Source organism: Nitratireductor sp. CH_MIT9313-5, from assembly GCF_037029545.1.
GTDB lineage: Bacteria > Pseudomonadota > Alphaproteobacteria > Rhizobiales > Rhizobiaceae > Chelativorans.
In genome coordinates, this window is sequence record NZ_JAYMER010000017.1 from 247,786 (window position 1) to 268,463 (window position 20,678).

General features: G+C 60.8%; 21 protein-coding genes. 1 reads left to right on the forward strand and 20 read right to left on the reverse strand.

What is annotated here, in order from left to right; genetic code table 11:
* Positions 1–2: 2 nt before the first annotated feature.
* From WA367_RS15190 to WA367_RS15255, 14 genes are all read right to left on the reverse strand, one after another.
* Entirely contained in the window at positions 3–1,247 is a 1,245-nt protein-coding gene (locus WA367_RS15190) for a Zn-dependent hydrolase (protein WP_336057617.1), read from the reverse strand.
* A gap of 23 nt (positions 1,248–1,270) precedes the next feature.
* Positions 1,271–2,542, reverse strand: a complete 1,272-nt coding sequence (locus WA367_RS15195; protein ID WP_336057618.1) for a TRAP transporter large permease — start codon at positions 2,540–2,542, stop codon at positions 1,271–1,273.
* Positions 2,539–3,021: a TRAP transporter small permease gene (locus tag WA367_RS15200; RefSeq protein ID WP_336057619.1), complete on the reverse strand. Its 483-nt coding sequence runs from the start codon at positions 3,019–3,021 to the stop codon at positions 2,539–2,541. The genes WA367_RS15195 and WA367_RS15200 overlap by 4 nt, the downstream gene beginning before the upstream one ends.
* Positions 3,018–3,413, reverse strand: coding sequence for a cupin domain-containing protein (locus tag WA367_RS15205; protein ID WP_336057620.1), 396 nt, complete (start codon positions 3,411–3,413; stop codon positions 3,018–3,020). The genes WA367_RS15200 and WA367_RS15205 overlap by 4 nt, the downstream gene beginning before the upstream one ends.
* Positions 3,413–4,387 (reverse strand): TRAP transporter substrate-binding protein, encoded by a 975-nt coding sequence (locus WA367_RS15210; protein WP_336057621.1) that lies wholly within the window; start codon positions 4,385–4,387, stop codon positions 3,413–3,415. Before WA367_RS15210 ends, WA367_RS15205 begins: the two co-directional genes overlap by 1 nt.
* A gap of 132 nt (positions 4,388–4,519) precedes the next feature.
* Positions 4,520–5,548: a trans-3-hydroxy-L-proline dehydratase gene (locus WA367_RS15215; RefSeq protein WP_336057622.1), complete on the reverse strand. Its 1,029-nt coding sequence runs from the start codon at positions 5,546–5,548 to the stop codon at positions 4,520–4,522.
* A gap of 29 nt (positions 5,549–5,577) precedes the next feature.
* Positions 5,578–7,269, reverse strand: coding sequence for a cis-3-hydroxy-L-proline dehydratase (gene lhpI, locus WA367_RS15220; RefSeq protein WP_336057623.1), 1,692 nt, complete (start codon positions 7,267–7,269; stop codon positions 5,578–5,580).
* A complete protein-coding gene (locus WA367_RS15225; RefSeq protein ID WP_336057624.1) occupies positions 7,266–8,267 on the reverse strand; it encodes a 4-hydroxyproline epimerase in 1,002 nt (333 codons plus the stop codon). The genes lhpI and WA367_RS15225 overlap by 4 nt, the downstream gene beginning before the upstream one ends.
* The gene (locus WA367_RS15230; protein ID WP_336057625.1) at positions 8,268–9,500 is read right to left on the reverse strand and encodes an NAD(P)/FAD-dependent oxidoreductase; all 1,233 of its coding nucleotides are present in this window, start codon (positions 9,498–9,500) and stop codon (positions 8,268–8,270) included.
* Positions 9,501–10,223 carry an amino acid ABC transporter ATP-binding protein gene (locus WA367_RS15235; protein WP_336057626.1) on the reverse strand — a complete coding sequence of 241 codons (723 nt, stop codon included), beginning with the start codon at positions 10,221–10,223 and terminating at the stop codon, positions 9,501–9,503.
* A complete protein-coding gene (locus tag WA367_RS15240) occupies positions 10,216–10,869 on the reverse strand; it encodes an amino acid ABC transporter permease (protein ID WP_336057627.1) in 654 nt (217 codons plus the stop codon). The genes WA367_RS15235 and WA367_RS15240 overlap by 8 nt, the downstream gene beginning before the upstream one ends.
* Positions 10,870–10,882: 13 nt before the next feature.
* Positions 10,883–11,548, reverse strand: a complete 666-nt coding sequence (locus tag WA367_RS15245; RefSeq protein ID WP_336057628.1) for an amino acid ABC transporter permease — start codon at positions 11,546–11,548, stop codon at positions 10,883–10,885.
* Between the two features lie 62 nt (positions 11,549–11,610).
* On the reverse strand, positions 11,611–12,420 hold the full coding sequence (locus WA367_RS15250; RefSeq protein ID WP_336057629.1) for an ABC transporter substrate-binding protein: 810 nt from the start codon (positions 12,418–12,420) through the stop codon (positions 11,611–11,613).
* 193 nt (positions 12,421–12,613) lie between these two features.
* Entirely contained in the window at positions 12,614–14,131 is a 1,518-nt protein-coding gene (locus WA367_RS15255; RefSeq protein ID WP_336057630.1) for an aldehyde dehydrogenase (NADP(+)), read from the reverse strand.
* 142 nt (positions 14,132–14,273) lie between these two features.
* Here WA367_RS15255 and WA367_RS15260 point away from each other — a divergent pair, with 142 nt between their 5' ends.
* Entirely contained in the window at positions 14,274–15,302 is a 1,029-nt protein-coding gene (locus WA367_RS15260) for an Ldh family oxidoreductase (protein ID WP_336057631.1), read from the forward strand.
* A 47-nt stretch (positions 15,303–15,349) separates the two neighbouring features.
* Here WA367_RS15260 and WA367_RS15265 read toward each other — a convergent pair whose 3' ends face one another.
* The 6 genes from WA367_RS15265 to WA367_RS15290 all read right to left on the reverse strand — a co-directional run bounded on the left by WA367_RS15265 (position 15,350) and on the right by WA367_RS15290 (position 20,620).
* Positions 15,350–16,312, reverse strand: coding sequence for a dihydrodipicolinate synthase family protein (locus tag WA367_RS15265; RefSeq protein ID WP_336057632.1), 963 nt, complete (start codon positions 16,310–16,312; stop codon positions 15,350–15,352).
* 154 nt (positions 16,313–16,466) lie between these two features.
* Positions 16,467–17,177: a GntR family transcriptional regulator gene (locus WA367_RS15270; RefSeq protein ID WP_336057633.1), complete on the reverse strand. Its 711-nt coding sequence runs from the start codon at positions 17,175–17,177 to the stop codon at positions 16,467–16,469.
* A 152-nt stretch (positions 17,178–17,329) separates the two neighbouring features.
* Positions 17,330–17,521, reverse strand: coding sequence for an ABC transporter ATP-binding protein (locus WA367_RS15275; RefSeq protein WP_336057659.1), 192 nt, complete (start codon positions 17,519–17,521; stop codon positions 17,330–17,332).
* Between the two features lie 70 nt (positions 17,522–17,591).
* Positions 17,592–19,082 carry a tripartite tricarboxylate transporter permease gene (locus WA367_RS15280; protein ID WP_336057634.1) on the reverse strand — a complete coding sequence of 497 codons (1,491 nt, stop codon included), beginning with the start codon at positions 19,080–19,082 and terminating at the stop codon, positions 17,592–17,594.
* Between the two features lie 24 nt (positions 19,083–19,106).
* Positions 19,107–19,589, reverse strand: coding sequence for a tripartite tricarboxylate transporter TctB family protein (locus tag WA367_RS15285; RefSeq protein ID WP_336057635.1), 483 nt, complete (start codon positions 19,587–19,589; stop codon positions 19,107–19,109).
* Positions 19,590–19,648: 59 nt separating this feature from the next.
* Positions 19,649–20,620, reverse strand: coding sequence for a tripartite tricarboxylate transporter substrate binding protein (locus WA367_RS15290; protein ID WP_336057636.1), 972 nt, complete (start codon positions 20,618–20,620; stop codon positions 19,649–19,651).
* Between the last annotated feature and the right edge of the window lie 58 nt (positions 20,621–20,678).

Genomic DNA, 20,678 nt, shown 5'->3' on the forward strand with positions numbered 1-20,678 from the left:
CCTCACCTGTCCGCCCGTTCGACAACCGCATGCAGAAGAATGTTCAAGCCCGGCTCGAAATCTTCCGGCTCACAATGTTCATTGTTGTTGTGGGTAATGCCATCCTTGCATGGGGTAAAGACCATTGCCGTGGGGTAACGGGTCGCCATGAAATATGCGTCATGCCCGGCCTGGGACTGGATGTCCCGCCAGTCATAGCCCATTCGCTTGGCGTGGTTGCGCAATCCATCAACCATCTTCGCGTCAAAGATGTCGCCGCCCCACTTCCATTCGTCGTGGATGACTGCTTCACAGCCTGCCCGCGCCGCAGCCTCGAAGGCTGCCCTGCGCATTTTTTCCGCCATTACGCGAGCGGTTATGGGGTCGGGATGGCGCACATCGCACACGGCTTCAGAGGTATCGGAGAGGATACCGGCCTTGTTCGGCCATGCCACGAGACGCGCGGCCGTTGCCTTGCCGTCGTGGATGGCGAACTCCCAGCCGATATCGTCCACTGCGGTTGCCCAGCGCGCTGCTGCAACCAATGCATTGTGGCGCAGATCCATCGGCGTGGGGCCCGTATGGGCGGTCTGCCCCGTAAAGCCAACGCGCATGCCGTGGCTTGGATAGCCGCCTGTCACGATGCCGACCTGCTTGTTTTCGGCATCCAAAAGCGGGCCCTGCTCGATATGCAGCTCGAAATAGGCGTCCACCGCGTGGCCGGTTGCCTTGCGTGAGCCGCGATAGCCTATGCGCTCCAGCTCCTCGCCGAACTTCTTGCCCTCGTCATCGGTCAGGTCATAGATCCAGTCGCGCTCGTATCGCCCGACAAATCCACCGGAAGCCACCATTGGCGGGGAAAAGCGCGCGCCTTCCTCATTGGTCCAGTCCACCACGACGATCGAACGCTTCGTCTGGTGGCCAAGCTGATCCAGCGTGCGACAAAGCTCCAGCCCCGCAAGAACGCCCGCGATCCCGTCATAACGCCCGCCATTGATCTGGGTGTCGAGATGGCTGCCCACCAGAACCGGCGGAAGATCAGGCTCACTGCCCTTGCGACAGGCGAAGATCGAGCCAAGTTCGTCGACCTCCACATCCATACCGGCCTGCTTGCACCAGGTGACGAACTGGTCGCGCATCTGGCGGTCCGCATCAGTAAGGGTAAGCCGGGCAAGACCACCCGGCCGCCCCTCGCCGATCTGCGCAGAGGTCTGGATGGTCTCCCAGAACCTGCCGAGATCAACCCGTGCGTCAGCATCAAAAGCCATGAACTACTCCCGGAACTTCGTATTCAGATTGCAAAAAGAACGAGCTGTGGCGCAAGCACCAGAAGGACGAGCACCCCGACCATGACCCCAAGAAATGGCACCAGGTACCCGAAGGAATCGGAAAGGGGTATGCCCCCGGTCCGGCAGGCGGCCATCAGATCAATGCCGAGCGGCGGGGTGTTCGCGCCGATTGCCAGATTGATGGTCAGGAGCACGCCGAAATAGACCGGATCGATGCCATAGGTCGCCAGCACCGGCATGAAGACCGGGGCAAGGATCAGGATGATGGCAATCGATTCCATGAAGGTGCCAAGCACGAGGACAACGCTCATCAACGCGAAGAGTGCTATGGTGGCGCTTTCCGTAGCGCCGGAGATTAGCGACACCGCCAGCTGCGGCACCTGCTCCGCCGCCAGGATCCAGCCGAAGACGGATGCAGCCGCAATCACCAGCAGGATTGCACCGGTCATCTCCGCCGTCTCGCGCAGAAGCCTGAAGACAATTGCCAGCGTCAGTTCGCGATAGACGAAGAAGCCGATGAACAGCGCATAGACCACGGCGATACTTGCAGCCTCGGTCGGCGTGAAGAAGCCGCTACGAATGCCGCCAACAACCAGTACCGGTGCCAGAAGGGCAAGCGCGGCACCACGGAAGGCTGTGGCAAGATTGGCAAAGCTGAACGGTTCGCCACCGCCCCAGCCCTTCCGGCGCGCGATCAGCCAGGCCACAACCATCAGCCCGAGTCCGAGAAGAATGCCCGGCACGATGGAGGCAACGAAGAGCTTGCCGATGGAGGTGTTTGTCGTCGCGCCATAGACGATCAGCACGATGGAGGGCGGGATGACCGTGCCGAGAGAACCGGCGCAGCCAAGGGCGGCGGCAGAATATCCCGGCGCGTAGCCCTTATCCTTCAGTGCCGGCATCATCATCGTGCCGATGGCGACCACATCGGCCACGCCTGAACCCGAAAGGGAACCGAACAGCATGCAGGCCGCAATCATGACCACCGCAAGCCCGCCCTTGCGCTGTCCCACCAGCGCGGAGAACAGCGCGACGATCCGTGGTGCAAGCCCCCCATGGACCATGAGGAGCCCGGCAAACAGGAACAGTGGAATGGCAAGCAGCGTGAAACTGTCGATGCCCGCGACCGAGCGCTGGGCCACCACAATCAGCGGTGCCAGATCCGTGATCGTCAGATAGAGGATCGAGGCCAGCCCGAGTGCGACCGCGATCGGGGCATCAAGCAGAACCAGCACGCCGAAGCCCGCCAGAAGAACGAGAAGCGAAGAACTCATTTGAATGCACCACCTGCGGCAAGGGCGATCAGCGCGGGAACCGCGGAGACGGGGAGCGCGAGATAAAAGAGGCCGACGGGAAGATCGAGCGCCGTCGTGCCGTTGCTCCAGGTCAGCATCGCAAGCTGCCAGCCGGTATAGCCAATCACCGCCAGAAAGATTGCAGAGCACAGCGCCATTGCCAGGCGAACCCAGCTCTGCACTCGCTCCGAACGCGCGAAGAGCGGAAGGAGCCCGGCGCGGAAATGACTGCCTCGGGCGAAGCCGGATACGGCACCCAGGAATGTGGTCCAGACGAGCAGGATGCGCGGCAGTTCCTCCGCCCAGCCAGGCGTCGAGGAAAGCACCCAGCGCGCAAAGACGACATAAAAGATGATCGCCGTGAAGGCCGCGATGCCCAGCGCACAGGCCCAACGCGCACTGGCGTCAACCGCTTTCAGAACCGGATTGGGCTGCCCGGAAGATTGAACATGTGTCATGGCTTCAAACCATCAGCTGGAAAGGGGCTGTCCGGGCCACGGCAAAGGCTGCACTCGTCGCAATAGGCGGCGACCACGACCCATTCGTCGGAGATGACTTCGACCGTGTGATCCAGCCCCGGCGGCAGGCGCACTGCACTGCCCTCACGCAGATGGTAGGTTTCACCACCGGCTCTAAGCAACGCTTCGCCCTTCAATGTCAGGGTTACCTCGTCACGCGGATGGCTGTGGGCCACGCTTTTTGCGCCCTTGCGCCCGGTTGTCACCGCCAGCTTGATGAAGCCCTCTCCCCGCTGCGCCGGGGAGAAGAGCACCTGCTGCTGGAAGTCGAAGAGCTGCACCGGTTCGACCGATGCAAGCTCCAGAACCTCAAGACCCTTCGGCTTCGCCATCAGCGATAGGCTTCCAGCGTCTTCATCAGCTCAGGCCCGAAGACCTCCGCCTGCGATTCCCAGATCGGTGCAACAGCCTCTATGAAGGCGGCCTTGTCGACCGTGTTGAAGCTCATGCCTTTTTCTTCGAGCTTCGCCTGAAGATCGGCTTCCGCCTCGGCCGTCATCTCGCGCTGCTTGACCGCCCAGCTCTGTGCGGCCTCGCGCAAGACCGCCTGGTCTTCCTCGGAAATCTTGTCCCATACGGCCTTGGAGACGACGAGGCTCGCCGCGCCCCAGATATGACCGGTCATGGACACATATTTCTGCACTTCGAAGAAGGACGAGGAATAGATGATCGAAAGCGGATTTTCCTGTGCGTCGAACACGCCCTGCTGCAGCGCGGAATAAAGCTCGCCAAAGGCCAGAGGTGCAGGCTCTGCGCCAAGCATCTCGAATGTTGCCAGACGGACCTTGTCCGGCGTGACGCGGATCTTCAGACCGTCAAGGTCTTCCGGCTTTGCGATGGGCCGCACATTGTTGGTGATGTTGCGGAAGCCCGTCTCCCACCAGGCGAGAACCACGACACCCTTGTCGTCGAGAAGATCGGCCAGCGCACCACCCAGATCACCGTCGAGGGCCGTAAAAGCCTGCTCGCGGCTTTCCCAGGCATAGGGCATTTCGATGATGCCGATCTTCGGTTCCAGGAACTGGAACGAGCCGCTGCCAATTACGCCTGCCTGTACAGCACCGAACTGCAGACCTTCAATCACTTCCTTCTCATTGCCCAGCTGGCCGGAAGGAAAGACCTCGACCGTCACGCGGCCATCCGTCTTCTCGGCGACTTCTTCCGCAAAGCCGGTCGCAGCTACATGCCAGCTATGGGTTTCAGGCAGCACATGGCCAAGACGGATCGTCGTCTCTGCGTGAGCGGCAATGGTGGAGGCGGCAAGTGCGGCCGCGCAGGTGGTAAGAACGCGCTTCAGAATGCTCATTTCGGTTCCCCTTGTTCTTGAGCCTGTTTCCGGTCGCGGCAAAAGGACCATGACCGAACCGTGGCGGCAAATAGGGGGAGCCGATGGGTGATATAGACGCTGCCTATGCATGACGGCACGGGCAGGAAGAAGTTACCTCGCACCCCAGGTATCGCTGAGGCGATAGCCTTCCGGCCAGGGATCATCCGGGTCCAGCATGTGCTGGTGAATGCCGGTGATCCAGCCGCGTCCCGAAAGCTCGGGAACGATGGCCGGCTTCCCGCCAACCTCGGTCTCTCTGACGATGCGCCCCGTGAAGGTGGACCCGATGAGCGAGACTGCGGTCAGCCGGTCTTGCGTTGTCATCTGCCCGCGCGCATGCAGTACGGCCATGCGGGCGCTGAGTGCGGTGCCTGTCGGTGAACGGTCGATCTTGCCGGGGCGGATTGCAACAGCCGCATTGGCGCGCAATTCGTTGCCCTCGCGCGTGACAGGCCCGGCAAAGAGGCAGAAAGAGATATGCTTCCAGTCCGGATTGTCCGGATGATCGAAGCCCAGCGCCTCATTGGCAGCGGCGGTGATCTTCACGCCAAGCTTTGCCATGTCATGCGCTTCGTCGGGAGAATGGGTAAAGCCCAGCGCTTGCGCATCGACGAAGACGAAGCTGTCACCGCCATAGGCTGTGTCCACCTTCAGCGTGCCGATGCCCTCCACTTCAAGATCGACATCAAGGCGCGCTGCAAAACTCGGCAGGTTCTGCACGAAGATGCGTTCCGCCTTCCCGTTTTTGCACTCCGCGCGCACCTTCACCAACCCGCCCGGTGCTTCCAGTGTCAGCTCCGTCACCGGCTCGCTCATCGGCAGGATACCGCCATCCAGAAGCACGGTGGAAACGCAGATTGAGTTCGAGCCGGACATGGGCGGCGTGTCTTCCGGCTCCATGATGATGAAGGCAGCATCGGCACGCGGGTCCTTTGGCGGCACCAGAAGGTTCACGTGGCGAAAGACACCGCCACGCGGCTCGTTCAACACGAAATTGCGCAATGTCTCGTCGCGGGCAATGAAGCGACTCTGCTCCCAGAGAGTATCGCCGGGCGGTGGGGTTACCCCGCCGACGATTACATCACCGACTTCACCCTCGGCGTGAGCGGAAATCACATGGATTGTCTTCGAACTGCGCATCGCGCTTTCTCCCCGGGGCGAATGGATAATCAGGCAAGCCAGGTCGGCGGTGTCTTGGGGGCAAGCCCCGTGACCGCCGCCTCGGCACATTCCGCAAGGCTGCCGAAACGCACGGTTCGGCCCGAAAGGCCCGGCGCGTAATGGGCGTATTTGCCCGAATTGGTCATGAGATTGCGCGCCTCGGGCGGGAAGACCGGCTCGGAGATCGAGCACCAGCAGATATCGGCCACCACCTTCACGCCCGCCCGCTTCAGGCGCTCGACCGTCCCGTCGGCTTGCACGGCGGCAAGCGCATCACGTCCAAGTGTCACAATGGCAGTCGTACCGGTCTTGCACTGGCGGCCATCGAGAAGCTCCGCCAGCTTGCCGCATTCCGCGATTGAAAAGTGAGGACTGCCGAATGCGACAAGCTCCACCTGTTCCCCGCCCTGATTGAAGGCGGTCCAGGCTTCCAGCAAGTCCGCGGGTCCGACCGTAACTTCCCGGGCATCCGGCAGTGCTACATTGTCGGCTTCCGGTGTTACACCCGCAACATGAAGCATGGGCGCGGCCGATGTCGTGCCAAAGGCCGCGCAAAGCGCCTTGAGATCGTCCTCATTGGGCGCAGCCGCCTCCAGCCCCCGGATAAGAGGGATGCAGTCGGGTGCAAGGCGTCCTGCCACCCAGCCCATCATTGGCCAGAAGGCGTCATTATGCCCTGAAGGCAGCTCGACATTGATGATCAGTCTTGCCCGCCGTGCGTCGTCGGAATAGACGCCCGACATGGGCGCCCGGCCCGTCATCGCAATGCAGAGATCCAGAAAATCCGGATGCTTGACCGTGCGCGCGCCGAGCACGCTGTTGGCATAGATCACCGCATTGGATTCAGCCCAGGCAATGGCCTCGCCCTTGGTCGGAGCATCGTCCAGAAGATAGGGTGCGCAGGTGAAGCTGGCGCGTGCGCCCATATCCACATAGGCCTGAGCCAGGCGCGATGCTGGCTGGCCGAAAGCGGGATCGACACCCTGCGCCTGCCAGTTGCCGAAATCGACGGAGATCGCGTTCATCGTGGTCGGGATGCGCACACGTGCACCCAGGTCCAGCATCGCTTCGGCAAAGCGCAGATTGGCGTGACTGGCATAGATGCAGCCGTCGATATGACCGCGCGTTACATCAACCAGCGCGGTCGCACCTTGAGAGGCGGCCATGGTGCAGATCATCTCCATGGCAAGCTGCACGGCTTCGCCCTCCTGCCCGTCCAGCATGGCACGATCCGCCGCGGTGAGTTCAAGCGCGGAGGCATCGACACGCTCCAGCGGGATGCTCAGATCCTCTGCCTCGACGCGATCATCATGGATCGCAGCCTCGCTACAGGCAGCCAGCGCCTCATAGCTTTCTGCAGGCAGGCGCAGCACCGCAAGATGCCGGTCGAACATCCGCCCTGCAATCAGCGCGCCCAGGGTCAGAATATCTTCGCTCTCGCGGAAGATGAGAGCGGCAGGCGCTTTACCGTTGAGCGCCAGCTCCAGAAGAACGCCGCTGCCGGTGCACGAGCCGCGACTGGTCGGCATCATGACGATGCGGCCCGCCATGCTCTCGCCGCATGCCGGGTGATAGGCGTCGCGGATATGCCCGGTGTCCGGATCAACCCCGCCCCAGAAGCTCAGGCCCTCCGAGAGCGCCAGCACCGGCCCCTGCACCTTGGCGGGTGCGATGAGTTTGCCGCTGGCAAGCGCGCTCATGTGACGACAAATCCGTGCGCGAAGGGATCACGCTCATCGATGAAGATCGTGTTTATGCCCGTCACCCGCGCCCAACCGGCAATTGACGGGATGATCGCAGACCTGCCGGCCACTTCCGTCATCTTCTCAACGCGTCCCTTGAAGAGGGAACCGATGATGCTCTCATGCACGAAATCGTCTCCCTCTTTCAGCTTGCCCTTGGCCGCAAGCTGCGCCATGCGCGCGGAGGTGCCGGTGCCACAGGGCGACCGGTCAATCGCCTTGTCGCCATAGAACACGGCATTGCGTGCATGAGCTTCGGGATCGCGTGGTTTGCCCGTCCAGAGGATGTGGCTCAAGCCATTGATGGCGGGATGTTCGGGATGAACGAACTCGTATTTCTCATTGAGCGCGCGGCGCAGTTTCGGGCTGAGACCGATCAATTCCGACGCGGTGAAATCCTCCATGTCGCGGAAATTTTTCTGGGGCTCGACGATGGCGTAGAAATTGCCGCCATAGGCAACATCAACGACGATCTCGCCGACACCTTCCAACTCCGCTGTCAGGCCTTCCGAATGCAGGAAGCCGGGTACATTGGTCAGCCGAACCTCTTCGACGAACCGGCCTTCCTGGCGGTAGCTCACGTCGACGCGGCCTGCAGGCGTTTCAAGCCGCAACTGGCCCGGCACCTGCGGACGCACGAGGCCGTTTTCAAGCGCGATTGTCACCGTGCCAATCGTGCCATGCCCGCACATGGGCAGGCAGCCGGAGGTCTCGATGAACAGCACCGCGATATCGCAATCCTCCCGCGTTGGCGGATAGAGAATGGCGCCTGACATCTGGTCGTGCCCGCGCGGCTCGAACATCAGGCCGGTGCGGATCCAGTCATATTCGGCCAGAAAATGGGCGCGCTTTTCCAGCATGTTCGCGCCTTTGAGCAGCGGTGCTCCGCCGGTGACAAGACGCACCGGATTGCCGCAGGTGTGACCATCAATGCAGGGGAATGTGTAGGTACTCATTCAAAACCTCGAAAAACGAGCTGGCGAAAAGGCTTGAAGGTCGATCTTCGGCCCCGCCCCTTCCAGAAGGTCGGCGACGATCTCCGCCGTCGCGGTTGATTGTGTCAGGCCCAGATGACCATGTCCAAAGGCGCATAGTATTTCGGGATAGCTTGGCAGAGGACCAATGGCTGGAAGACTGTCGGGCAGCGAGGGCCTAAAGCCCATCCACTGCTTGCCACCGCAGGTTTTCAGCCCAGGCAGGAACGACTTGGCCTTGTTCAGCATGGCGTCCGCGCGGGCATAATTCGGTGGCAGGTCCAGCCCGCCCAGTTCCACGGCACCACCGACACGCAGCCCTGAGCGCAGGCGTGAAATGACAAAGCCATGGCCGCCAAAGGTGATGTGCATGCGCAGATCGAAGGCGTCGTCCGGCAGCGTGGTGTTGTAGCCGCGCTCCGTCTCCAGCGGGATTTTCACGCCCACCGTGCGGGCAAGATGATGCGAGAATGCGCCCGCCGCGAGCACCACCCGCCCCTTGCGGATGCCCGCAGAGGTCTTCACGCCTCCGGGGACCAGCGCTTCGACAATTGCGATCTCGATCTCGCCGCCATCCGCCTTGAAGCGTTCGGCCAGTGCCAGAACATAGTCCTTTGGATCGTCGATCGTCGCCCAGCCTGGCGTGAAGGTGGCATGGGTGAAGCGCGGTGCGAGACCCGGCTGATATTCCGCGATCTCTTCCCCCTTCAGATGCTTGAAGGGGATGCCCGCTTCGTCCCGCGCCTTCCAGCCTTCAAGCGAGGCTTTGAACTCCCGCTCGCCCTCATAGACCTGAAGCTGCCCTTCCCGGCGCAGCATGTGGGTAAGCCCGACGCGCTCGAGAAAGGGCTCGAGCGTTTCCTGCGCAAGCTGCATCATTGCGGCCTGCGCCACCGTCGATGAGCGCAGGCGATCCGGCCAGCTTGCCCGCCAGAACCGCAGCATCCAGGGCGCGATGCGGTGAGCGTAGCGCGGCGGCACGCTGAGTGGACCCAAGGGATCAAGCAGCCATTTCGGCGCCTGTCGGATGATGCGCGGCGAGGCAAGCGGCAGAATGTCGGGAAAGGCGAACGCACCGGCATTGCCGGCGGAGGCACCGGCTGCCGGCGCCTCGCGCTCGATCACACGAACCTTCATGCCCCGGGCCTGAGCCGCTAGAGCGATCGAAAGCCCGATCACCCCGGCCCCGACGACCACCACCTCATCCTCGCTCATCTATCGCACACTCGACAGGAACTTGCGGGTCTCTTCACTCTTGGCCTCGCCGAATATCTGCTCCGGCGGTCCGATCTCTTCCATGACACCCTTGTGAAAGAAGGCGACGCGGTTGGAGACGTCGCGGGCGAAGCTCATCTCATGGGTTACGCAGATCATGGTCATGCCGTCTTCGGCAAGCATTTTCAGCGTATCGAGAACTTCACCGACAAGCTGCGGATCAAGCGCAGATGTGACCTCGTCGAAGAGCATGTAGTCCGGTGACATGGCAAGCGCGCGGGCAATGGCCATGCGCTGCTGCTGACCACCGGACAGACGGCCCGGATAAACCTTAAGCTTGTCGCCTAGCCCCACATGCTCCAGATGCTTCACCGCGATCTCTTCGGCTTCGGCCTTGCCAAGCCCCTTCACCTTGCGTGGTGCGAGCGTGACATTCTCTAGAACGGTCAGATGCGGGAAGGCGTTGAACTGCTGGAAGACGATGCCGATCTTGCGGCGCAGGCGGTTGAGGTCCGTCGACTTGGCGTGAACCTCGGTACCGTCCACGAGAATGCGGCCGCTGTCGATCTTCTCAAGCCCGTTGATGCAGGTCAGAAGCGTCGACTTGCCGGAGCCGGAACCACCGATCACCGACACCACCTCACCCTTGTCGACGGTCAGGTTGATGCCCTTGAGGACCTTCAGCGAGCCGAAGGATTTGTGAACATTCTCAATTTCAATCATTCTCTTGCCACCTTTTCTCCAGGCGACCGCCAAGTCGGGCAATCGGGAAGCTGAGCGCGAAATAGATCGCGCCGGTGATGAGCAGGATGGTCATTGGTTCCTGCAGTCGCGTTACGAGTATCTGGCTAGAGCGCAGCAGCTCGATGATGCCGAGCCACAGCACCAGCGCGCTGTCTTTCAGGACACTCAAGGTCAGACCGATCCAGCTTGGCAGCGCCACGCGCAGGGCCATGGGGAAGACGACCTGCGTCATGTCCTGCCCCCAGGTCAGTCCCAGCGAGCGTGCAGCACGGCGTGTGACCGTCGGCACGGCATCGATCGCGCCACGCACGATCTCGGTGCAATAGGCAGAGGTGTAGAGCGCGAGCACCACGCAAGAGGTGACGAAGGGCGATAGCTGGAGACCGGCAATCGCCTGGAATGCATTCGCGAGAATGAGCTGTATGAGCAGCGGCACCGAGCGGAAGATGTCCAGGATGAAAGTCAGCGGCAGCGCCATCCACGGGCGGATATGACTGCGGATCACGCCAAAGGTCAGCCCAAGCACGGTTCCGCCGATAACGGCGAAGAATGTGATGGCAAGCGTTACCCCCGCTCCCTTTGCGAGGAACAGCATATCGTTGAGGGTTAGTGCGGTATCGAACATGGCTTGTTCCTCCTCAGTACCTGAACAGGCGCCAGGCGAGGAGACGCGCGCCAAGCATCACCGCTTTCGCGATGGCATAATAAAGAACCGCAGCAAGCGCGAAGAGCTCGAATGTGCGGAAGGTCCGCGAATTGAGATCCTGCGTCACGCCGGTCAGATCCGTGCTCATGCCGACCGTCACGCCTAGTGACGTCATGAGAATGGCCCAGACCATCTGGTTCGTGGTGGGCAGAAACGCGATGCGCAGCATTTGCGGCAGCACGATCAGGCGAAATGTCTTTGCCGGCCCCATGCCGAGCGAGCGACCAGCACGCACCTGCGTATCAGGTATGGCTCTGAGTGCACCGCGGAAGGTCTCACAGAGATAACCGGCATTGTTGAAGGTGATGCCAGCCAGAAGCGCAACAAAGGGGCTGAGATAGATCCCGAAGGAGCCCAGACCGAAATGCGCCATATAGATCTGGAAAAGGGCCGGCGTGTTGCGGGCAACTTCAACCCAGGCGGTGGCAGGCCAATAAAGCCAACGCGATTTCGAGTTGCGGGCTACGGCCAGGATAACGGCGATGGTCACACCAATAACCATCGACAGGACGGCGATCTGCAAGGTTACAAGCGCGCCGTCCAGCATTTGCGGCAAGGCGCGATAGGCCTGCCGCCATTGAAACGTGTAGTCAAACATACTGCGCTCCGCATGCTACCCGGAAATGAAAGGGGAGCGCTTAGATGCGCTCCCCTTCGGGATCAGCGGTAGACTTTGTTGATGGTGAGGTCTGGTGCTTCGCCACCAACCCACTTCTCGTAAAGCTCCTGATAGCGGCCGCTGCGAACCTGCTGGTTCACGAACAGATCGAGATAGTTCAGAAGGCCATATTCGTTACGCAGCGTGATGAGCGATACATAATCGGGGATATAAGGCGCATCGCCACCGATGGTCAGGCCCTCATACTTGCCGCTCTCGACAATGGAGGATGCAACGGTGGAGGTAACGACGGTCGCTTCGATCTGGCCCTGCGAAAGCGCCAGGAACACATCGGCCTGCGACTGGTACGGACGGAAGCTGCCGCCCTCGCCCCACTTCTTGATGTCCTCTTCAAGAGCGATCGCCTCATAGGTACCGGCAACCGAACCGACCGTCTTGCCCTTGAGGGACTCGTAGCTGTCGATTTCGGTCCCGTCCCGGGTCAGCACCACATTGGTGAAGGCGAAGTAGGGAATGGTGAAGCCCACGGTCTTTGCACGCTCAAGCGTGTCGGAAGTGGAGGCTACACCAACATCCGCACGGCCCGAAACAAGTGCGGGGATGCGATCGGGGAATGGCGTCTCGACGATCTCCGCCTCGACACCCAGCGCCTTGGCCAGGTCGTTGCAGTAGTCGACGTCGAAACCAATCGGCTCGTTGTTCTCGTCGCGTGAACCCATGGGCGGGAAGTCGAGCACGACGGCGCAGCGCAGCGTGCCGGAAGCGATGATGTCATCAAGCTTGTCTGCTTTGGCCGGGCCGGCAAACACGGCTGCGGCGATTAGACCACTGGCGATGATCTTGGCGTTCATGGATGGAGGTCTCCCATTCTTGTGTTGTCCCTGCACAGCCGCTCGCGCTGACCGCACGACATCAAAAAGCACATCCACAAATAAAATACAATTTGTATACTAAAGGTCGACGGAAAAAATTTTCTCTCCCGGCTCATAAAAAAAGCGGGAACCTCGCGGCTCCCGCTCTATGATCTACCGCTGGTAGCGAGATTTACGCGCGCGCATCCTCAGGAAGAAGTGCCTCCGGCATGTTCTGGTAGCAGACCGGCCGCAGGAAGCGACGTATGGCAAGCGTTCCGACACTCGTGGCACCGAAATTGGTGCTCGCTGGATAAGGTCCACCGTGAACCATGGAATCGACGACCTCGACACCGGTTGGGAAGCCGTTCACCAGCAAGCGGCCCGCCTTGCGCTCGAGGATCGGACGTAGCGCTACCGCTTCATCCAGATCCGCATCATCCATGTGGAGGGTAATCGTCAGCTGGCCTTCCAGATTGCGGGCGATGCTCTCGATCTCCTCCGAAGTCTTTGCACGAACAACCAGTCCGAGCGGTCCGAACACTTCGTGATGCAGAAGCTCGTTCTCCGAGAATTCCGCAGCCGTCGTTTCGAAGAGAACCGGTGAGGCATTGCGCCCCTCCGACTCGCTGGAAAATACGGGCCGAGCGGCATTGCTCTGTGCGATCTGATCGCGGCCCGAGCAGAATGCCTGGGCAATGCCGTCGGTCAGCATGACCTGGGCCTCGACCGCACCAAGCGCTTCGGCTGCAGCGGAAACGAAACGGTCCGCGGCCTCACCTTCGCGCACGATAGCGATGCCCGGATTCGTGCAGAACTGACCCGCGCCCATGGTAAGCGATCCTGCCCAACCCTTACCGATCTCCTCGCCACGCGCTTCGGCTGCATTTGAAAGCAGGAACATCGGATTGACAGAACCCAGCTCGCCAAAGAACGGGATCGGCTCCGGACGTGCTGCACAAAGGTCGAACAGCGCACGGCCACCAGCAAGGCTTCCGGTAAAGCCGACAGCCTTGATGAGCGGATGCTGCACAAGCGCCTGGCCGACCTGACGGTTGCCACCCTGGATGAGAGAGAACACGCCTGCCGGCATGCCGCAGCGCTCCTGCGCAGCCTTTACGGCTTCTGCCACGATCTCGCCCGTACCGGGATGCGCCGAATGGCCCTTCACGACAACCGGGCAACCGGCTGCAAGGGCCGACGCCGTGTCGCCGCCGGCAGTGGAGAATGCGAGCGGGAAGTTCGACGCACCGAAGACGGCAACCGGGCCGATGGGGCGCTGGACCATGACCAGCTCGGGGCGGGGTGCGGGCTTGCGGTCAGGCAATGCCGCATCCTTGCGACGATCGAGATATTCGCCCTTGCGGATATGCTCGGCAAAGAGACGAAGCTGCCCGACCGTACGCCCGCGCTCGCCTTCAAGGCGCGCATTGGGAAGACCGGTTTCCTGTGTGCCGATCTCGGTAATTGCGTCGCCGCGCTTTTCCATCTCCTCGGCAATTGCATCAAGAAAGGCCGCACGCTCTTCGCGGGACTTGCGCGAATAGACTTCAAAAGCCTCTTCTGCAGCTTTGACCGCCTGATCGACAAGTGCAACCGTGCCTACGGAGAAGGAGTGGGCGTCACCATGTGCAGGTGATGACTGGAAGGTTTCATTTCCGGCAACCCATTCGCCGGCGATCAGATGTTTTCCGTGAGGTGTGAACGACATGTATTCCTCCTTGCTCGGGATCGAAAGCCTGTCTCAGGCTCAATTACTGGTCCGCCGTGCCTGCTGGTCAGCGGCTCTCACCTCGCGTATACAAAAAGTATGCAAGGCTAGATAGCCCCGGATGGGGCAGAAAGGATGATTGGTGCATCGACAAGCTGTTTCCGTAGACGCGCTCGCAGAACTGGTTGACGAGATCCTCCAGAAGGCGGGTTTGTCGGCACTCCATGCAGGGGCGCTCATGCGGGTCATCGTGGCCGGCGAGCGCGATGCGTGTAAGTCCCATGGGGTTTACAGATTGGAAGGATGCCTGCGCACCATCAAGGCTGGCAAGGTCAGAACACACGCCAATCCTGTATTTTCTTCCGACGAAGGCGCAATTTTACGCGTGAATGCGGATGGCGGGTTTGCCAATGCCGCTTTCGAGCTTGGCGCGCCGCGTCTCGTGGAGCGAGCGAAGGAGCTGGGGCTGGCCGCCCTCGTCATCAATAACTGCACCCATTTCTCGGCGCTTTGGCCAGAGATCGAGGCGCTGACGGATCAGGGCGTTGCTGCCATGGCCATGTGCCCCAGCTACGCCAGCGTTGCACCTTCCGGCGGCACCGCCCCTCTGCTCGGCACGAATCCTTTTGCCTTCGGATGGCCACGCAAGGACCAGCCGCCCTATGTCTTCGATTTCGCGACCAGTGTCGCTGCACGAGGTGAGATCGAACTGCATCGGCAGGCCGGAAAGCCGCTGCCGGAAGGATGGGCGATCGACGCCGATGGTCAACCCACGACCGACCCGGTTGCCGCCCTCGATGGCGCGATGCTCCCCTTCGGCGAACACAAGGGTTCGGCCATTTCCACCATGATCGAGCTCTTGGCAGGCGTGATGATCGGAGACCTGACCAGCCCTGAAGCGTTGGAGGCACTTGGCACCACAACGCTTGCCCCAGCCCATGGGGAACTGCTCCTTGCCTTCGACCCCAAACGCTTTGCGAAGGGCCGCTCCGGCGATCCGTTCGCACGCGCTGAAACGCTCTTCGAAGCCATAGCCGGTCAGGGTGCACGTCTGCCCTCACAGCGGCGTTTTGCAGCCCGCAGGAAGTCGCTTGAAGAGGGCATCGAGCTGTCCGGCGAGGAATGGTCCATGCTGGAACGGCTGCGCCGTGAAGGGCTCGAAGCCGTTTGACCTGCTAAAAGGCCCTCCGGATGGGAGGGCCTGTCCATTTTGCAGCCTCACGCCGCGTATTTGGTCACCGCACCCGGCTGCTTGCTCCATTCCGCATACCAGCTGCGGAAGAGCTCGTATTGACGTTCGGCATAGCCGCGCTGGCTTTCCGTAAGGGTGTCATCTTCATTGAAGTGAAGCGCATATTCTTCCTCGCCGTTCAGCACGAGCAGATATTTGAAGTAGAGCACCAGGTCTGGCCCCTCATCGAAGGTGGACAGGACATGGAGTGCAGCATCCAGCTCCTGCGCCCGCACACGCGCATCCGCGTCACCTGCAGCCGCGGCCTCCGACAGTGCGACAAGGTGCAGAACCTCCTTCGGGAACACATTGCCGATGCCCGTGATCGCACCCGATGCGCCGCAATTCACGTAGCCGTGGAAGACGGTCGTATCGACACCGATCATCAGCTTGATGTCCGGGTCACCGCTGGTGATGTGCTCGGCCGCATAGGTCAGATCCTTCGCACCTCCGAATTCCTTGAAGCCGACAAGGTTCGGGTGCTCCGCGCGCAAGGCGAAGAAGAGATCAGCACGCGTGGCAAAGCCGTAATAGGGGCTGTTGTAGATCACCGCCGGAAGCTCGGGTGCTGCCGAAAGGATGGCCTTGAAGTGGTTCTTCTGGGCCGTGGCGGAGCTGCCGCGCGACAGGACGCGTGGAATAACCATAAGCCCCTGCGCGCCGACCTCGGCCGCATGTGCCGCATGTGCAACCGCACTTTTGGTGTTCACCGCACCCGTTCCCACGATAACCGGCACGCCGGCTTCGACAAGACGTTTCACGCCTTCCATGCGCTGCTCGTCAGTCAGCAGCGGCCAGTCGCCCATGGAACCGCAATAGACAACCGCCCGCATTCCCGCCTCGATCAGCGACTTGCCCTTGCGCACCATTGCGTCGAAATCCGGCTGACGATCAGCCGTGCAGGGCGTCATCAACGCCGGGATGCAGCCAGAGAAAATGTGGTTGGTCATGCGGGTCTCCTTCATTGCCGTGCGCATGTTCCCGGCACCAGACGCGCCGGTTCCAGCAGTATGAACCAAAGCCAAAATACCACTTGTATTTTATTTGTCGACATAAAATTCTGGCAACAAGAACAGCCTCTGCGCCTCCCCAGGAAATGAAATGTCAGAGGTCGATTGTCTGCCGATCGTCGCGGGCGATCAAGGTGCGGATTTGGGCAACGATCTGGTCCGCATGTTCTTTCGCCAACCGGTCTGCCAGTTCCACGTCCCGCGCCTCGATTGCGGCGATGATGTCCTCATGCTCAACCACATAGCGGTTTGGAAGGCGGTCATTGAAGGACGAGTAATAGAGCCTGAGCAGGCGCCGACCTTCATCAAGCAGGCGCTGGAACAGGCTTTCATAATAGGGATTGCGCCCTGCCGCTGCGATGGCCGCATGAAATTCGCGGTTGGTCGCGATCATGGAAAGCGCATCTTGCGCCTCGACCGCCTGGGCAAATTCGGCCTGACGCTCGCGGATAATATCCAGATCACCGTCCCGATGATGCTGTGCGGCAAGCCGTGTAGTCACCCGGTACATTAGCGTGATCGCATCGAAAAAGGCATGCAGATTCAGAAAATCGATATTCGAAACCACGGTGGAGCGGTTGGGCAGTGTCGTGACAAGCCCCTCCCCCGCAAGCCGCACAAGAGCCTCGCGAATGGGTGTGCGCGACATGGAAAGCCGCTTGGAAAGCTGGATCTCGTCAATCGGAGACCCCGGCGCCAACGCCAGATCAAGGATTTCGTCACGCAGCACATCATAGACATATTGTACGCCCGAGCCCCGCTTGCGCTCTCTTTGTGCAGGCGATGCAGTCGTTTCAGCCACCATGTCGAACCCCAAACAGTATCGGTCAGTTCTGAATTGCTCAGACGCCACCTCAACGTCAAGCGCTTCTCGAGCAACAACAGTCGACCCAAGGTTCTTATGGCAACTACGATGCCGCTTCGCTACCTGTGCAACGACTCACGGAGAGACTATCGTCACCCTGGAGCCTGCCGTGTCCCTTGCCTGCGCAGCCTCGGATCCGGAATCGGTACCGCGTCCAGCAGCGAGCGGGTATATTCGTGTTGCGGATTGTGGAACAGGGTCCGCTTTTCTGCCAGTTCCAAGATCCGTCCTCGTTTGATCGCCGCCCCCCTGGTCAGCCAGAGCCTTGCCCTAAAGCCCCTCACTCGTGCGCAGCGCTTGACCGATAAGTTCAAGCACTGGCATGCGAGGGACCGGCTGCGGAGGGTACTTAAGCTAAGCGGATTTGCGCTGCCCAAGCCCTCTCCGCCTCAACCAGCCGACCAGCGGTATGAGGCAGAGCAGGATCGTGGCGATACCCAGGCCTGCGGAAATGGGGCGGCTGAAAAAGGCGAGAAAGTCACCGTCGGCCTTGATCATAGAGGTGATGAAATACTTCTCCAACATCGGCCCCAGAACAAGGCCGAGTATGGCCGGCGCCAAGGGTATGCCGTTTTCCTCCATCAGGAAGCCGATTACGCCGAAGGCAAGCATGATGATGACGCCTGCCATGGAATTGTTGATGGCAAAGGCGCCTACTGCGCAGAACACAAGGATCACCGGCATCAGGATGCGCTGCGGCGCGCCGAGCAGCTTGCCTGCCACATGGATTGCGACCCATCCGATCGGCAGCATGAACAGATTGGCGAGCACGAAGATCATGAAGATCGCATAGATCATCTCCGGCTGTTGGATGAATACCATCGGACCGGGATTGAGACCCTTGATGAACATCACGCCGATGACGATGGCCGTGATCGTGTCGCCGGGAATGCCGAAGACGAGTGCAGGTATCCACGCACCCGAAACGGCTGCATTGTTGGAGGCGCCTGCCTCGACCAGACCTTCCACATGGCCTGTACCGAATTTCTTCTGCTCACGTGAGAATTTCTTGGAGATGGCGAAGGATATCCAGGCGGCAATGTCTGCTCCGGCGCCGGGCAATGCGCCAATCAGGGTACCAACGCTCGAGCCACGCAGCACCTGCTTCGGATAGCGCAGGAGATTGGTCAACTGTGGTGCGAAAATGGGTCCCTTGACCGGCGGGATACGCGCCTCGGTGGAGCGCTTGGTGTAGGAGCGCAAGATTTCCGAAACCGCGAAAAGTCCGATCATCGCCGGGATGAACTGGATACCCGCCAGAAGCTCGACAGAGCCATAGGTATAGCGCGACGCGCCCGTCGGGTTTTCCTGTCCAACCAGAGAAGCAGACAGCCCGATGAAGAGCGAGATCAGGCCAAGTGCGGGCGCGCCCGAAGAGACAAATACCGCACAGGAAAGGCCAAGCAGAACCAGCCAGAAATATTCGAAGGAGGAGAATTTGAGCGCAAGCTCGGCAAGCTGTGGCGCAACAAGGCTCAGCACGAGCGTGCCCAGTATGCCGCCGATGGCCGAGAAGAACAGGCAGGCACCCAGTGCCACATTGGCCTTGCCCGCCTGGCTCATGCGGTGGGCATCTTCCACATAGGCTGCAGACGCGGGCGTGCCGGGCATGCGCATCAATGTACCCGCGATGTCGCCGGCGAAAATTGCCATGCCAGTCGCCGCGACGATGGAGGCAATCGCCGGGATCGGGTCCATGAAAAAGGTTATTGGCACCAGAAGCGCGGTTGCCATAGTGGCCGTCAGTCCCGGAATGGCTCCGACGAACATGCCGAAACATCCGGCCAGGAAAACCGTCAGAAGAACGTCGGGCTGCAGGACGATCTGTAGGGCTTGAGCGAGCATTTCAGGCTCCAGACTGGAAGCAGGCTACCACAACAGGCTCTCGATCGGTCCGCGCGGCAGGGGGACGAGAAGCAGGCGGCTGAAGCCGTAATAGACGACAAGGGCAGTGATGAGGGAAACGCCCAGCGCATTGATCGGATGGGCGCCGCCAAGCAGCATAAGCGCAATCATGATGATCAGCACGGTAGGAATAAAGCCGATCAGGGGCGATGCCAACATGAAGAAAATGACCGAGGCAAGGACTGCGAGAACCGCAATCATCCGCCGGTCGCGCATCCAGGCATTATCCTCTGGCGACGCTTCGACGCTGGCGGGTCCTGTTCTCCTGCGCAAGCCGCCGATTAACAGAAAAAGGCCGAGCAACAGACCGCCACCACCGATCAACCGGGGCATGGTTCCCGCCCCATAGGCCTGACCGGGAAGCGGCGCATAGTCGAAGGATGTCACCAGCAGGAAAAGCGCGGCCATCAAGACCAGCCCGCCCAGAACCGTGTCATTCGCTTTCAACAGACATCCTCCCCGCACAGCAGGGGCGGAACATTTCCATGCCCCGCCCGCTGCATGTCCTACTTCGTCAGACCAGCAGCTTTCAGAACCTCACCGAAGCTTGCATCGGACTTGGCAACGAATTCCTTCGCTTCCTCGCCGCCAAGCCAGACGGCACCAAGACCACGGCCTTCCATAAACTCTTGATACTCACTGCTGTTGAATGCCTTTTCCACGGCAGCTTCCAGCTTCTGGCGGACATCATCCGGCAGGCCCTTGGGAGCGAAGACACCGCGCCATGCAGCAAGCGTCCAGTCAGCGCCGGTTGCCTCCTTCAGCGTCGGAACGTCGGGGTAAAGCGGATGACGTTCGTCGCTCATCGTGGCGATGGGCACGATGCGGCCGGCATCGATCATGGAGCGGCCTTCAGGCAGCGATGCCGTAACGATGTCAACGCCACCTGCCACCATGTCGGTGATTGCAGAAGCCGAACCTTCGCTTGGCACCCACTTCACGTGGTCGGCAGCCTTGCCCGCTGCAACCATCCAGCCGGCCTGAGCGACGTGCCAGATACCGCCCTGCGCAGTACCGGATGCCGAGAAGGTGCCGGCCGGCTCTGCCATGATTGCCTCATGCAGCGCCTTGATGTCCTGGTACTCGCTGTCGCTCGACACCATGACACCGGCGGCATCCTGGTTCACGATGCCGATGATGTCGTAATCCTCGTAGGTAAGCTCCGTCAGGCCCTGCCAATGCATCATCGTGATCTCGACGGTGGCAAGACCGATCGTGTAGCCATCCGGCTGCGCGGTGGCTATTGCCGAATGGCCGACCACGCCCGAACCACCAGTCCGATTGACCACATTGACCGGCTGGCCAAGATCTTCCTGGAGAACGGAGGCGAGAATGCGCGCAACGGCATCCGTGCCACCGCCCGCACCCCATGGCACCACCATCTGGATGGGACGCTCGGGATACTCAGCGCTCTGGGCAGCAGTTGCTGCCAGGGTCACGGCGGCGATCATGCCGGCCACCAGTTTCTTGGAAATCATCATTTCACTCCCTGTTTTTGGATCCGTCAGGATCTCTTGAACCGAGGCCGTCCGGCAC